The organism is Bacillus sp. GW823-FHT06A11 (assembly GCF_058795355.1).
Genome location: NZ_JBXAHS010000001.1, coordinates 1,122,028 through 1,134,902 on the forward strand (window position 1 = coordinate 1,122,028; position 12,875 = coordinate 1,134,902).

The following is a 12,875-nucleotide window of genomic DNA, read 5'->3' on the forward strand; positions in this document are numbered from 1 at the left end:
TCCCACTCACTTACTTTTTCGGTTCTGCTTTTTGGCCAAACTCTTTTTCCCATTTTTCTAAGATTTTGTCACGATTTTCTGCTGCCCATTTAAAGTCATTCTTTTTATATAATTTTTCAGTAACATCTTTCGGGAATCCCTCTGGAAGTTTATAATCATTTTTAATTGTCGCAAATCCATTTTTCTCAAAGTATAACTTCATTACATCATCAGTAATTGCCCAATCTAAAAATGCTTGTGCTAATTTATCATTTTTCGCATTATCTTTCTTAATAAGTGCGTTCGCTTCTACTTCCCACCCTAATCCTTCTTTCGGCAGTACAACTTCAACTGGTGCACCTTTTTGTTTCTCTTTTAAAGCACTATAAACCATTGATACACCGACTGGATATTCACCTGCTCCTGCTAATTTCGCTGGTTTTGATCCTGAATGCGTATAACTTGCCATATTATCATGAAGTTTCTTCATGTAATCCCAGCCTTTATCTTCACCCATGATTTGTAGCCATGCAGAAACTGTTAAAAATCCTGTTCCAGATGATGCTGGATGTGGCATAACAAGTGTTCCTTTATACTCTGGTTTCGTTAAATCTTCATATGATTCTGGCATCGGTAAATTTTTCTTCTTTAACTCTTCTTTATTTACAGCAATCCCCGTCATAAATGCAGTATTTCCTACCCATTTTTCAGGTTGCTTATCATCTTTAAATTGTGGAAGAACACGATCTGCTCCTTTTGGAGAGTATCCTTTTAACATATCTTTTTTATCTAAAGCTAATAGACTTGATGCCGCAGTTCCCCATACAACATCTGCTTGTGTATTTTTCCCTTCAGCTAGCAATTTCGCAGTAATAACTCCTGTTGAATCACGTACAATGTTCAATTTCACATCAGGATATTTCTTTTTAAAGGAATCAAGATAAATTGGTACAAGCTCTTCTTCAATTGCTGTGTAAACAGTTAATGATCCAGATAATTTGTCATCTTTCACTTTCGCTCCAGCACTTTCTTCCTTCTTTGCACCACACCCCATTAATAACGAAAATACCATTCCAGTCGCTACAGCTTTAAAGATTGTTTTTTTCACTGTTTCTCTCTCCTTTTACAAATCTTATGTACAACTCAAATATAAACAACTAGTGTAAAAGCAGTATTAAACCAACATTAATCTTTTGTTTGTTGTTTGTTTTTGTGTAATACGTTGCTACTTCTATGTTTTTTCGCATTTTTCTGCTAATAGAAAACACTAAATTTACAAATAATTAAAAAAACCTTTATAATCCCACAAAAAAATGAGGCGTTTGTAAAAAACGCCTCATTTTTGTTTCCCTTTTTTTGAATTACGATTAGCATACTTTGCGCTATTTTCTCCTTCATACTCTAATGCAAATTCTGCATCTGGTAAGCTTTCTTTCGGAGTTTTATTATTATTGATTGCCGCATTTTGTTTCACTTTTCTTTTTACCAATACATTCACCTGCTCTCAAGAAATCACTTTCTACTCTAGTTTGAAACAACTTAAAATAATTATTACTGGCAAGTGTTAACAAGTACATAAGGGGCGTTAGATGGAAATACTACATATGAAGAAATCATTATAAAAAGGAGCGATAATTTTGAAGAAAAAAGAAAAGATTCAATCACCAATTTTAGACGAAACGCTCCCGCATCAAATGAATTTTCCATCTTTTAAAGGAACAGGAAAAACGATGCAACAACCTTTTGTGAATCAATATAATGTTGTAATTGGAGACAGTAAATATAATTCCGAGAACAGTCCGCTTAACAATTGGAGTGATGAAGTAGATCCTGCCATTATGGCTGGCGATGAGTGGATCCATCCGACAAATGATATTGGGTGGATTTCAGAAGAAAATCAAGAGTTACTAAAAAACGAAGTGGATAATAAAAATGAAGCTTTTATGCATCCACAATTTGGTATTAACGACTAAAAAACCATTCTACCTAACGTAGGTAGAATGGTTTCATACTATCCAATAATAATCCGCTCTTTCGGGTATTTATAGCGAGGTGGTTGTTCCCTTCCACCACTAGCTAAAATAAATGTTAAAATACCAACGCGTCCGATAAACATAAGCACAATGAGTACAAGTTTCCCAACAGTTGTTAAATCAGGCGTAACACCTGTTGATAGTCCCGTCGTTCCGAAAGCAGAACAAACTTCAACAATTAAGCTCATAAGCGGTACATTTTCCGTAATAGATAAAATGAATAGCGCAGTAGCACATAACAAAATCCCCATCGTCATAACGACAGATGCTTTTAGTACATCCTCTTCATGTAGCTGACGTTTGAAGACTCTAACTGTTCTACCGCCCCTTGCAAAGGTGTATAGTGACAATATACTAACAGCAAATGTAGTTGTACGTATTCCGCCCCCAACCGAACTTGGAGATGCCCCTATAAACATTAATATACTCATAAATAAAAGCGTCGGTTGTGACAATTCACGTATATCCATCGTAGCAAGTCCACCACTTCGCGTCGTCACAGATTGGAATAATGTATAAAATACCGTTTCATGCCATGACTTTCCTACTAAAAAGTGATTTCTCTCCAGTAAAAAAATCATAATTGTACCAACAACAACGAGTGCAAAAAATGTTGTTGTCGTCAATTTTGTAAATAATGAAAAACGAAATAATTGTTGTCCTCTTTTACTAAGGAATTGCTTCACTTCCATTAGCACAGGGAAACCAATCGCCCCTAAAATAATTAGTAACATATGAATCATTTGAACAATATAATCTTTTTTATACGGAATTAACGATTGTCCTGTTAAATCAAATCCACCGTTCGTAGTCGCACTAACTGCTGCAAAGAAACCGTGAAAATAAGCTTCTTGCCAAGTCGGAAAGTAAAGTAAAAATCTTGTACCTAATAGGATTGCTCCAATAAGTTCTATCGAAATAATTACAATTAAAATAGAACGCATCAATTCTACAAGACCCGATAAATTTCCTTGATTATGGTCTGCCATAATTAATCTTCTTCTTTGCAAACCAATCTTTTTCCCCGTAATGATCCAAACAAATGTACCAAGCGCCATAATTCCTAAGCCGCCTAATTGTAAAATAAGGGCTAAAACAATAATTCCTGCTGTAGTAAACGTATCTGAAATCGTAATAACAGACAGCCCCGTAACACTTACCGCACTAACCGATGTAAAAAGGGCATCTATAAATGTCCATTTCACACCAGGTTTCGTAACAAACGGTAAACTAAGCAAGATTACCGATACAACTACTGCTAATAAATAAAATAAAACAATGAGTTGTACTGGACGTAATTTTTGTAAAAACTTTTTTATATCTCTCATTCCATCACTTCGCTACCTTTTTTCTATCGATTAAATAAAGAAAAATCTTCCCTTTCTTTATTTGTAAATAACTGTTCAAATAATTTGGCAAAGACCATTCCATATACAGTTCCATTACCTCCATACGGCAATGCGTAAAACAAATTATGTATCTTTTCGTCTTCTTTTAAAATGGGGAGACCATCATGAGTACCACCAAATGCGGCTGCCCAATAGTAGTCTGCCTGTATATTTTTATACTGCGGGAACATCTCTTTTACAATATTAATAAGGATATCACGCTTATGCAATAATTTCGTATCACCGATTGTTTGAATTTGCATCGCTTCATCTAATCCGCCTACAATAATGCGGTTTCGATACGTTCGAAAATATAAGTAAGGCCGTTCCGTTTCCCAAATTAACGATCGCTCATGCCAGCCTTCAAACTGATCTATTTCATTTGTTACAATTGCATAAGAAGTTTCTACTGTTGTATTTTTTTCTTTCTTTCCAAAAAGCGCTTCATAACCTGTCGCCATAATAATATTCTTTGCTACAATTTGATTTCCTGTTTTCGTGTAACAAATTAAATCATTTTGGCGTTTTTTTATATGTATTGCCTCTGTATGTTCATATATATTAGCTCCTATTTGGTTTGCTTTATGCAAAAAACTATGCGCTAATAAATACGGATTCACCTCAGCATCACCTTGCGTATATAACGCTGCTTGTTTTGCAAAAGAATAACGTTTCTTAATATCAGCTTCTGTAAAATATTCAACTGGAAATCCATAATTCTGTAACGTATTATATTCCTCTTGTAAAAATGAGACATCCTCACTTTTACTTGCATAATATAAACTATTTCGCAGAATAAAATGGGGATCAATATCAAGAGTCGGTATAACCTCTTCCATTGTTCTTAGCGCTTCATAACAAAGCTTATATGCTCGTACCCCTTTTTCTTTACCAAATGTATGGATAAGGGAGGTTAACGATTTATCATGAAGGAATTGTAGTAAACCTGTATTAGCAGCTGTGCTACCACACCCAATTGCTCTTTTTTCAATAAGCGTAACACTCATGCCAATTTTCGCTAACGAATGCGCTATATGAGCACCAGCTTCGCCGCTTCCGACTACGAGCACATCACATATCATATCATTTTCTAACAGTGGATAACAAGGTACAGAAACTCCTGTATTCCAAAACAACTTACCATTCATAAGTTTCATAATTATACTCCTAAAATATAAGTTTCTCCTTTCTATGTTTTGTTATTTTCCATAAAAAAATCCAACTAACATAGGCTAGTTGGATTTTTTATTTTTAATTAGAACGCTCTTCAAGCCAATTTCCAATCGTCGGATATGTTTGTTTTACAGCTGTTCCACCGTAAACGATAGACATATGCCCTGTCGGTAAACATACATATTGTTTATCTGTGCTAGAAATATGGTCTAGTAATGCTTCTACTTGACATGGCAAAGCAATATGATCACGTTTCCCGGAAATATTTAAGACATTCGCCTTAATATTTGCAAGGTCTACCTTTTGTCCGCGAATAACGAGTTCACCCTTAACCAGTTTATTATTTTGATAAAAATCACGAATCCACTGTCTGTATGATTCACCTGGGAACGGAATACCATCACCAACCCACTTTTGAACCAATCTCCAGCTTTCGACGAAGCGCTCATTCTCTGAACGATCTACTAAAGCAACATATGGACCGACAAAGTTCGTAATTGGTTTTAACATTTTGTTTCCGAAATCAATCATTTCTGGCGGAATATTTCCAAATGTATCAACCGCTTTATCTAAATTGAAGTATTTCTCATCTAACAAAGGACCATACAATCCTGTTTCAGAGAAATCAAAAGGACTTGTCATGAAAATTAAATTACGAATTGGCATGTGCGGATGAAGTGCTGCATAAATAGAAGTTAGCGTTCCACCCATGCAATAACCAAGTAAAGAAATCTCGTCCGATTTTGCAGTTCGCATTACTTTTTTTACTGCTTTTGCAATATAATCAAACACGAAATCATCAAATTTCAAATGACTATCTTCTAAACCAAATGTGCCCCAATCAAGCATATACACATCAAAACCACGATCCACTAGATATTCCACTAAACTATTTCCAGGAGTTAAATCCATAATATATGGTTTATTGATAAGAGCATATATTAACAGAATTGGAACTCTTTGTGTTTTTTCTTGTTTTGGAATGTAGCGATAAAGCTTCGTCTTATTCTTCGTCCAAATAACCTCTTTCGGCGTTAATCCTACTTGCGGCTCTGGTTCACGTAATAAAATTTCACTCGCCCTTTTCACTCGGCGGTATGCTTTTCGGTACTCTTCTGGGTATAGCTCTAATTGCTTTTCCCATTCTGTTGCGAATGTAGTCATTTTTTTATCTCCTTTTTGGTCGATTTCCTTCTTAAAAAAAGAAGTGCATTCCTGCTATGGATATGCACTTTTTTCTTACTTCATTACATATATAATCCGCCGTTAATGTTTAATTGCTGACCTGTGATATACGCACCGTCACGGCATAGGTATACTACACCTTTTGCAATTTCATCAGCTTGACCAAAACGTTTTTTCGGGATTTTTGCAACGATTTTTTGACGTACTTCTTCTGGCACTTCTGCTACCATTTCAGTATCAATAAATCCTGGGCAAATTGCATTTACAGTGACATTTGTTTTTGCAAGTTCTAACGCTAATGATTTTGTAAATCCTAACATACCCGCTTTTGCTGCTGAGTAGTTTGTTTGGCCAAATCCACCTGCTTGACCAATAATAGAAGAAATGCTAATAATTCTTCCTTCTTCCGCTTCCGTTATGTATGGAAGAACCGCGCTTGTCGTATTAAATACGCTACTTAAATTCACGTCAATTACGCGCTCCCAATCTTCACGATTTAACTTTTTGAATGTACGATCTCTTGTAATACCAGCATTATTAACAAGAATATCAACTTTACCAAAATGATTCACAGCTTCTTCTACAAGTCGGTTTGCATCTTCTACTTTAGAAACATCCGCTTGCACTGCATAAACGTCATGTCCGTCTTTTCCTAGTTCATTTACTAAGTTTTCAGCTGCTTCTTTACTGCTATTATAGTTAATAACAACTTTAGCGCCCTCTTGTGCTAACGCTACTGTAATTGCTTTTCCAATCCCTTTTGCTCCACCTGTTACGATTGCTACTTTTCCATTTAATTGAACCATTTCTTTTCCCCCTTAAATGAATTTGTGAACGATTGTTATGAATCATTTTGGTACTCATACTGTAGAGTCCCTATATAATTATGTTTCGCCGTTTACATGTGAAAAGAGATTCTCCCTCTCTCTTTTGCCTGTTATAAACAAGCGCTTTTATCATTTTTTATTTTCCGGCTTATTCGCAGGCTTTATCTCTTCTTTTACAGGTACTTGTAGTTTAGCTAGTACTGCATTTTGCTTTTCTAGCAATTCTAAAATTTGATCTACTTTTGTTTCAAGCGTACGAATATCTTGTTTCACTTTTGTCACATCACGCTTTAATGTAGGAGCTTGTCCTAAAGAATCTACTTTCTCCTCTAGAAACTCCTCAATGTTATCTACTTTATTTTCTAAGTTAATAACAAGCGTAGCCACTCTTGCGATATCCTCTTTCGTCGGCACATTTACTTGTTCTAAATAGTTTTTTGTCGTATCATTTAATGCTTTTTGATAAAACAAATTCAAATCTAGAACGCTGCCCATCCAAGCAGAATATTCTTCTGTTTTAATTGTTTCATTGAGCGCTTTTCCCCAAAATGTTTCGGTTTGTTCATAAGCATTTTTCCATGCTTGTAGTGGATCGAATTTTTGATCAATCACTTTACCTACACTCCCTTTTTCTTTTTTGAAACAATTCAACCTATTCACTATTTTCTAATATTCTGAATAAAACTTCAAGTCTATATTTTATTTTTTTCTATTTTCTAACAAATGTGTTGACTTTAAAAACAGATAGGTGTAAATTGCACTTATAAGCAAAAAATTCCATCTAACTGATTCATGAGGTGATGCACAATCATGCTACAAAATGAACCAGAACAACGCGAAAGTTTGGAGAACAACCAAGCGAAACAACCAAACTCCATGCCAAAAAACTTCTTAGTTCCCTTCTTACTTCTCTGTCTAAAAGACTGGAGTCTTCATGGTTACAAACTTATTCAAATGCTAATGGATATCGGCTTTTCTTCTGTTGACCAAGGTAATGTTTATAGAACACTACGCAAATTAGAAAAAGAAAACCTTATTTCTTCTACTTGGGATACAAGCGATGGAGGGCCGGCAAAAAGAATTTATTCTTTAACTGAATATGGAGAGCAATATTTAACAACATGTGCGACTTCTTTTGAACATTATCAAAATATGTTGCGGACGTTTTTCACGTTATACACCAATGCATTCTTTCCATTTTCTACTTCTCCAGAAAAGGATGAAAAGGATTCTTCATCTTCACCTGGTGGTACAGCAGAGTAATCTGCGTTCACAATATGTAAAAAAACATTTGGGGGTCAAACAATGGAAACTAAACCATACGAATTAGTCGATGCATTTTGGAAAAACTGGTCTCAATCACTTTCCCTTTTTTCTTCAGCTGGGAAACAATTAGAGCAACTTACTTTAGAAACATTAAAACAACAACAAGACGCTTTGCATAAATTAACATCAGGAGTAGATGAACTAGAAAAAGAACTACAACAAATCACTGCTCAGTTCAATAACCAATATACAGATTACGTGAAACAATTAACTGGTAACTCCTTAAATGATCAAATTAACGAGTGGCAAGACAAGTGGAAAGAACTTTCTGCTCATATGCAGCAGCTTACTGTTTCTCCTACAAAAACATCTTTGTCAATTCTTACACAAACAAGCGGTCAATTTGAAGAAACAACAAAACAATTTATTGAGCAACAACAATTACAACGTGAAGAGGCTCAAAAACAGTTAGAGGGTTTTTTGGAAGAGTTCAAGTCAAAACAGTTGGAACTCGCAAAAAAGTTCGAGGAAAACTCAAAAAATCTATTTACTTCCATCAAGTAAGAAAAATGTGGGAGCTAACTGCAGCACAAACAAAACTCTTTCTTCCTCCTACTACATCAAGATGGCTAACATTTTTCGATATGGAAAAGAAGGAGGACAAAATGAATCCATTTCAAGAAGCACAAACTGTTCCGGAGCTTCGTTATGATGAGATTCAAGTCGGTGATCAAGCATCCCTTACAAAAACAATTACAGATGAAGATGTTATCAATTTTGCAAAATTGACTGGAGATGTGAATCCTATTCACATTTTAGATTCTTTTGCAAAAACGACAATGTTTAAAGAACGTATTGCTCACGGTATGCTCGTTTCGAGTTTTATTTCTACCATCCTTGGAACGAAACTCCCAGGCAAAAATACGATTTATTTATCCCAAAATGTTTCATTCCGTGCCCCTGTCAAAATCGGTGATACACTTCGCGTTGTGGCAGAGGTTATTAAGAAGCGTGACGATAAAAAAATCATTACGTTGCAAACAAACATATATAATCAATCAGATGATATTGTCGTGGAAGGAACAGCGACAATACTAAAAAAAGAGTAGCAAAGTTGCTACTCTTTTTTTCTATCCAAGAACTTCTAATCGCACCGATTACTTCCGCGTATGAGTATGTCATTTCCACATAAAATAACGTTACCAGTTTAGATAAGAACTTAGCTGAACTGGACTACTCATAAGGATGTGTATCAACATGGTAAAAACAAACAAATTATTAGTTCCAGGTGCAGAACAAGCGCTTGAACAATTTAAATATGAAATTGCACAAGAATTTGGTGTAAGCTTAGGTTCTAATACAGCATCTCGTTCTAACGGTTCAGTTGGCGGTGAAGTAACAAAACGTCTTGTTGCTTTAGCTCAACAACAATTACGTGGATAATTATATAACATATGGCTTAGAGGCAGATATTATCTGCCTCTTTCTATTTTCAACATACATAATAGTGCTTTTTCACATACTAATCAAAGCAAAACGAAAGGAGCAATATGTGACATGAAACGGATTAATATTCGCATGAGCCCTCCCCGCGTTCTTACTTTATCTTTTATTGTATTATCAGTTGTCGGCACATGCTTATTAAAACTGCCAATTGCTACGACAACGTCCATTTCATGGCTCGATGCCTTATTTACAACCGTTTCCGCTTGTACTGTTACTGGGCTTGGTGTTGTGGATACTGGAAAAGTGTTTACTTTATTTGGACAATGTGTCATTTTAACGCTTATACAAGTTGGCGGGCTTGGCATTATGAGCTTTGCGGTCTTAATTGCTATTATGCTCGGAAGAAAAATCGGTCTTCAAAACCGTATTTTATTACAACAAGCATTAAATCAAACGAATATCGGCGGCGTTATCCGTCTTGCCAAAGCATTATTTTTATTCTCTTTTACAGTCGAATGTATCGCTACTTTAATTCTTTCTTTTGAATGGGTACCCAAATATGGGGTTGCCAAAGGGATCTATTATAGTTTTTTCCATTCAATCTCAGCCTTTAACAATGCTGGTTTTTCTGTGTGGAGCGATAATTTAATGTCCCATTCTCATAGCATTCTTGTCAATTTCGTCATTTCCTCTCTAATCATTTTAGGTGGAATTGGTTTTACAGTAATTGTAGACATAAAAAGAAAGAAAAACTTTAAAAACCTTACACTACATTCAAAACTTATGCTCACTTCTACTCTAATCGTCAACATTATTGCTACCCTTTTTATTTTTATATTCGAGTTCCATAACTCCCTTTCTATGAGAGGTTTTACCCCATTTGAAGAAGGAATGGCCTCTTATTTTCAAGCAATTTCAACACGAACTGCCGGGTTTAATACTGTTGATATTTCTACATTGTCAAAACCTTCCCTCCTATTAATGATGCTCCTTATGTTTATTGGTGCTGGTAGTGCTTCAACGGGTGGTGGGATTAAGTTAACAACATTTTTAATCATATTTTTTGGCGTATTTAAATTTTTACAAGAACAAGAGGATATTGTCGTATTTAAAAAATCCATTAAAGATACTCTCATTGTCAAATCATTAACCATTACTATTATTTCCATTTCATTTATCTTTTTTGCTATTTTAATTTTGAGTATTACTGAGCGAGTTCCTCTATTGATGAGTGCTTTCGAAGTATTTTCAGCATTCGGGACTGTTGGCCTCAGTATGAACTTAACACCCCACTTAACTATAATCGGAAAAGCTATTATTATCTTTATGATGTTTTTTGGCAAAATGGGGCCTTTAACATTGGCTTTTTCATTTGCTCGTAAAAAGAACCGGAAAATAAAATATCCTAATGAAGATATTTTAACAGGTTGACAACCGTATCAATTATCCATATAATGAGAATACAATAACATATCTCCAAAGGGGAGTAGCGTCCAAGAATATTTCTTGGAAACAAAGTCGTCATTACGTAGAACTTAGTTCTTCCGGCTTTGTTGGCATTTTTATTACATATGTCTAGCAAGACCTTTGCCTATTAACGGCAGAGGTCTTTTTTGTATTCATTTCCAAATTCTTCCAAAGTTAATAGGCAGGAGTATGGGGAAACTAAATAGTGGGGAAATTCTTCACTTATTTAGAACTTATAGAGATGAGAGGAGAATGTACATGGATGTATCATTATTATTGGAGTATGGTTGGGTATTACTCATCCTAATTGCACTTGAAGGGATTTTAGCGGCTGATAACGCTCTTGTTCTTGCAATTATGGTAAAACATTTACCAGAAGAAAAACGAAAGAAAGCACTATTTTACGGATTAGCGGGGGCATTTGTTTTCCGATTTGGATCGTTATTTATGATTTCGTTCTTAGTCGATGTATGGCAAGTGCAAGCAATCGGTGCCATCTACCTTATGTTTATCGCTGGTAATCACTTATTTAAAACATATGTTAAAAAGAATACAGATGAAGAAACAGAAGAAAAAGAAGCAAAGAAAAAACAAGAGAACTTCTGGTGGACTGTATTTAAAGTTGAAGTTGCTGATATCGCCTTCGCAGTTGATTCAATTTTAGCTGCGGTTGCACTAGCAATGACTTTACCAAAAACAGGATTAGGTACAATTGGTAGTCTAGATACTGGGCAATTCGTTGTTATCTTTGTAGGTGGACTTATCGGATTAATCATTATGCGATTTGCAGCAACTGCATTCGTACAAATCTTAAAACGTAAACCAGGACTTGAAACTGCAGCATTCTTAATTGTAGGTTGGGTTGGTGTGAAGCTAGCAGTTTATACATTAGCACACCCTGCATTAAATGTAATTCCACATTCATTCCCAGAATCCACTCCGTGGAAGCTTACATTCTGGATTGTATTAGTCGGAATCGCAGTTGGTGGTTGGTTCTTCTCAAAAGAAGTAGAAGTAAAAGTAGAAAAGAATTTAGACGAAAAAGCGCTGTAATTACAGCGCTTTTTCTTTTTCCTTTCTTCCTCTCAATGTCCAGAAAAAATTCCATTATACTACCCTTTGTAAACGTTTTCTTAACGTATGTATGTCCTTTTTGTGAAACATTGCACAAACTTATTGAAAGTGAGAACAATTCCATGTACTTTATTCATATAAGGAGTATTTATAGAAGATTTACTAAAGGAGCGTATTACTCATGCTAGAACAAGGACTAGATTATGTTGTCAAACTGGCTAAAAGCAAAAAGAAAATGCTAGATACAAACCCAATGCAATATTTCATTCGTGCTGCACTTGCGGGTATTTATATCGGTTTTATTATTGTACTATGTTTTAAATTAGGTAACTTTTTTCACATTGCAGATTCACCAGCAACTTATTTAGCTGCTTCTATGTTTTTCGGGATTGCTCTCGTACTTATTATATATGGCGGTGCTGAATTGTTTACTGGAAACACAATGTACTTTACTGTAGCAACTTTAAGAAAAGAAACAACGATTTCTGATACACTTCGTAACTGGGTTGCTTGTTATGCAGGTAACTTAGCCGGCGCGTTATTCTTTGCCTTACTATTTTACGCAACTGGAATTTTTGAAGCAATTGATCACGGTCACCTAATGAATAAAGTCGTTGAAGGAAAGATGAACACACCTACAATGCAGTTATTCTTTAAAGCCATTTTATGTAACTGGCTCGTATGTCTTGCTTGCTTCTTACCATCTCAGGTTAAAGGCGACACGGCAAAAATAATGGTCATGATGCTACTTGTTTTCACATTCTTCTTATCTGGTTACGAACATAGTATTGCAAACTTGTCACTCTTTGCTTTATCTTTAGTTTCACCACATCCTGAGACAATTTCTTTTTCAGGTGCTATTCATAACTTAATTCCTGTTACAATCGGTAACATTATTGGCGGATCAGTATTTGTCGGTATGGTATACCACTACTTAACAAAAAAAACACCTGAAGTTCAACAGGAAGAAACTGAAATCGCAGCAGCTCAACAAGAAGAGATTATTCCTTTACAAGCACATATGAAACATTAAAAAC

15 protein-coding genes and 1 riboswitch are annotated in these 12,875 nt (G+C 35.2%); of the genes, 8 read left to right on the forward strand and 7 right to left on the reverse strand.

Going from position 1 to position 12,875, the window contains the following annotated elements; genetic code table 11:
* Window positions 1-10 precede the first annotated feature (10 nt).
* Together AC1Q8L_RS05605 and ykzP are read right to left on the reverse strand one after the other, a co-directional pair.
* Entirely contained in the window at window positions 11-1,087 is a 1,077-nt protein-coding gene (locus AC1Q8L_RS05605) for a putative 2-aminoethylphosphonate ABC transporter substrate-binding protein (protein WP_000750893.1), read from the reverse strand.
* 228 nt (window positions 1,088-1,315) lie between these two features.
* Window positions 1,316-1,468: a protein YkzP gene (gene ykzP / locus AC1Q8L_RS05610; RefSeq protein ID WP_000240799.1), complete on the reverse strand. Its 153-nt coding sequence runs from the start codon at window positions 1,466-1,468 to the stop codon at window positions 1,316-1,318.
* A 148-nt stretch (window positions 1,469-1,616) separates the two neighbouring features.
* On the opposite strand from ykzP, the gene AC1Q8L_RS05615 reads away from it, so the two are divergent.
* Complete coding sequence (locus AC1Q8L_RS05615; protein WP_000726028.1) at window positions 1,617-1,952, forward strand: DUF3905 domain-containing protein; 336 nt, start codon at window positions 1,617-1,619, stop codon at window positions 1,950-1,952.
* Window positions 1,953-1,990: 38 nt separating this feature from the next.
* On the opposite strand, the gene AC1Q8L_RS05620 is transcribed toward AC1Q8L_RS05615, so the two are convergent.
* From AC1Q8L_RS05620 to phaR, 5 genes are all read right to left on the reverse strand, one after another.
* Window positions 1,991-3,340: a TrkH family potassium uptake protein gene (locus AC1Q8L_RS05620; RefSeq protein WP_001204706.1), complete on the reverse strand. Its 1,350-nt coding sequence runs from the start codon at window positions 3,338-3,340 to the stop codon at window positions 1,991-1,993.
* A gap of 23 nt (window positions 3,341-3,363) precedes the next feature.
* A complete protein-coding gene (locus AC1Q8L_RS05625) occupies window positions 3,364-4,557 on the reverse strand; it encodes an NAD(P)/FAD-dependent oxidoreductase (RefSeq protein WP_098311731.1) in 1,194 nt (397 codons plus the stop codon).
* A gap of 94 nt (window positions 4,558-4,651) precedes the next feature.
* Window positions 4,652-5,737: a class III poly(R)-hydroxyalkanoic acid synthase subunit PhaC gene (gene phaC / locus AC1Q8L_RS05630; RefSeq protein ID WP_000206336.1), complete on the reverse strand. Its 1,086-nt coding sequence runs from the start codon at window positions 5,735-5,737 to the stop codon at window positions 4,652-4,654.
* Window positions 5,738-5,820: 83 nt separating this feature from the next.
* Window positions 5,821-6,564, reverse strand: coding sequence for an acetoacetyl-CoA reductase (locus tag AC1Q8L_RS05635; protein WP_000250407.1), 744 nt, complete (start codon window positions 6,562-6,564; stop codon window positions 5,821-5,823).
* Between the two features lie 150 nt (window positions 6,565-6,714).
* Window positions 6,715-7,197 (reverse strand): polyhydroxyalkanoic acid synthase subunit PhaR, encoded by a 483-nt coding sequence (phaR, locus tag AC1Q8L_RS05640; RefSeq protein ID WP_000566941.1) that lies wholly within the window; start codon window positions 7,195-7,197, stop codon window positions 6,715-6,717.
* A gap of 198 nt (window positions 7,198-7,395) precedes the next feature.
* Between phaR and phaQ the strand changes: the two genes are divergently transcribed.
* From phaQ to AC1Q8L_RS05675, 7 genes are all read left to right on the forward strand, one after another.
* Window positions 7,396-7,848, forward strand: coding sequence for a poly-beta-hydroxybutyrate-responsive repressor (gene phaQ / locus AC1Q8L_RS05645; protein ID WP_000939954.1), 453 nt, complete (start codon window positions 7,396-7,398; stop codon window positions 7,846-7,848).
* A gap of 42 nt (window positions 7,849-7,890) precedes the next feature.
* Entirely contained in the window at window positions 7,891-8,415 is a 525-nt protein-coding gene (phaP, locus tag AC1Q8L_RS05650) for a polyhydroxyalkanoic acid inclusion protein PhaP (RefSeq protein ID WP_000448592.1), read from the forward strand.
* A 101-nt stretch (window positions 8,416-8,516) separates the two neighbouring features.
* Window positions 8,517-8,960: a MaoC family dehydratase gene (locus AC1Q8L_RS05655; RefSeq protein ID WP_001067916.1), complete on the forward strand. Its 444-nt coding sequence runs from the start codon at window positions 8,517-8,519 to the stop codon at window positions 8,958-8,960.
* 148 nt (window positions 8,961-9,108) lie between these two features.
* Complete coding sequence (locus tag AC1Q8L_RS05660; RefSeq protein WP_000241212.1) at window positions 9,109-9,294, forward strand: alpha/beta-type small acid-soluble spore protein; 186 nt, start codon at window positions 9,109-9,111, stop codon at window positions 9,292-9,294.
* Window positions 9,295-9,408: 114 nt separating this feature from the next.
* Window positions 9,409-10,728: a TrkH family potassium uptake protein gene (locus tag AC1Q8L_RS05665; RefSeq protein WP_000822342.1), complete on the forward strand. Its 1,320-nt coding sequence runs from the start codon at window positions 9,409-9,411 to the stop codon at window positions 10,726-10,728.
* Window positions 10,729-10,766: 38 nt separating this feature from the next.
* Window positions 10,767-10,932, forward strand: a riboswitch (yybP-ykoY riboswitch).
* Window positions 10,933-11,022: 90 nt separating this feature from the next.
* Window positions 11,023-11,817 (forward strand): TerC family protein, encoded by a 795-nt coding sequence (locus AC1Q8L_RS05670; protein WP_000383326.1) that lies wholly within the window; start codon window positions 11,023-11,025, stop codon window positions 11,815-11,817.
* Between the two features lie 202 nt (window positions 11,818-12,019).
* Window positions 12,020-12,871: a formate/nitrite transporter family protein gene (locus AC1Q8L_RS05675; RefSeq protein WP_000893034.1), complete on the forward strand. Its 852-nt coding sequence runs from the start codon at window positions 12,020-12,022 to the stop codon at window positions 12,869-12,871.
* Window positions 12,872-12,875: the final 4 nt, after the last annotated feature.

Bases quoted from the DNA above. Each gene is read 5' to 3' on its own strand.
- AC1Q8L_RS05620 (WP_001204706.1), bottom strand. From the start codon at position 3,340: ATGAGAGATATAAAAAAGTTTTTACAAAAATTACGTCCAGTACAACTC.
- AC1Q8L_RS05625 (WP_098311731.1), bottom strand. From the start codon at position 4,557: ATGAAACTTATGAATGGTAAGTTGTTTTGGAATACAGGAGTTTCTGTA.
- phaC (WP_000206336.1), bottom strand. From the start codon at position 5,737: ATGACTACATTCGCAACAGAATGGGAAAAGCAATTAGAGCTATACCCA.
- AC1Q8L_RS05635 (WP_000250407.1), bottom strand. From the start codon at position 6,564: ATGGTTCAATTAAATGGAAAAGTAGCAATCGTAACAGGTGGAGCAAAA.
- phaQ (WP_000939954.1), top strand. From the start codon at position 7,396: ATGCTACAAAATGAACCAGAACAACGCGAAAGTTTGGAGAACAACCAA.
- phaP (WP_000448592.1), top strand. From the start codon at position 7,891: ATGGAAACTAAACCATACGAATTAGTCGATGCATTTTGGAAAAACTGG.
- AC1Q8L_RS05655 (WP_001067916.1), top strand. From the start codon at position 8,517: ATGAATCCATTTCAAGAAGCACAAACTGTTCCGGAGCTTCGTTATGAT.
- AC1Q8L_RS05660 (WP_000241212.1), top strand. From the start codon at position 9,109: ATGGTAAAAACAAACAAATTATTAGTTCCAGGTGCAGAACAAGCGCTT.
- AC1Q8L_RS05665 (WP_000822342.1), top strand. From the start codon at position 9,409: ATGAAACGGATTAATATTCGCATGAGCCCTCCCCGCGTTCTTACTTTA.
- AC1Q8L_RS05670 (WP_000383326.1), top strand. From the start codon at position 11,023: ATGGATGTATCATTATTATTGGAGTATGGTTGGGTATTACTCATCCTA.
- AC1Q8L_RS05675 (WP_000893034.1), top strand. From the start codon at position 12,020: ATGCTAGAACAAGGACTAGATTATGTTGTCAAACTGGCTAAAAGCAAA.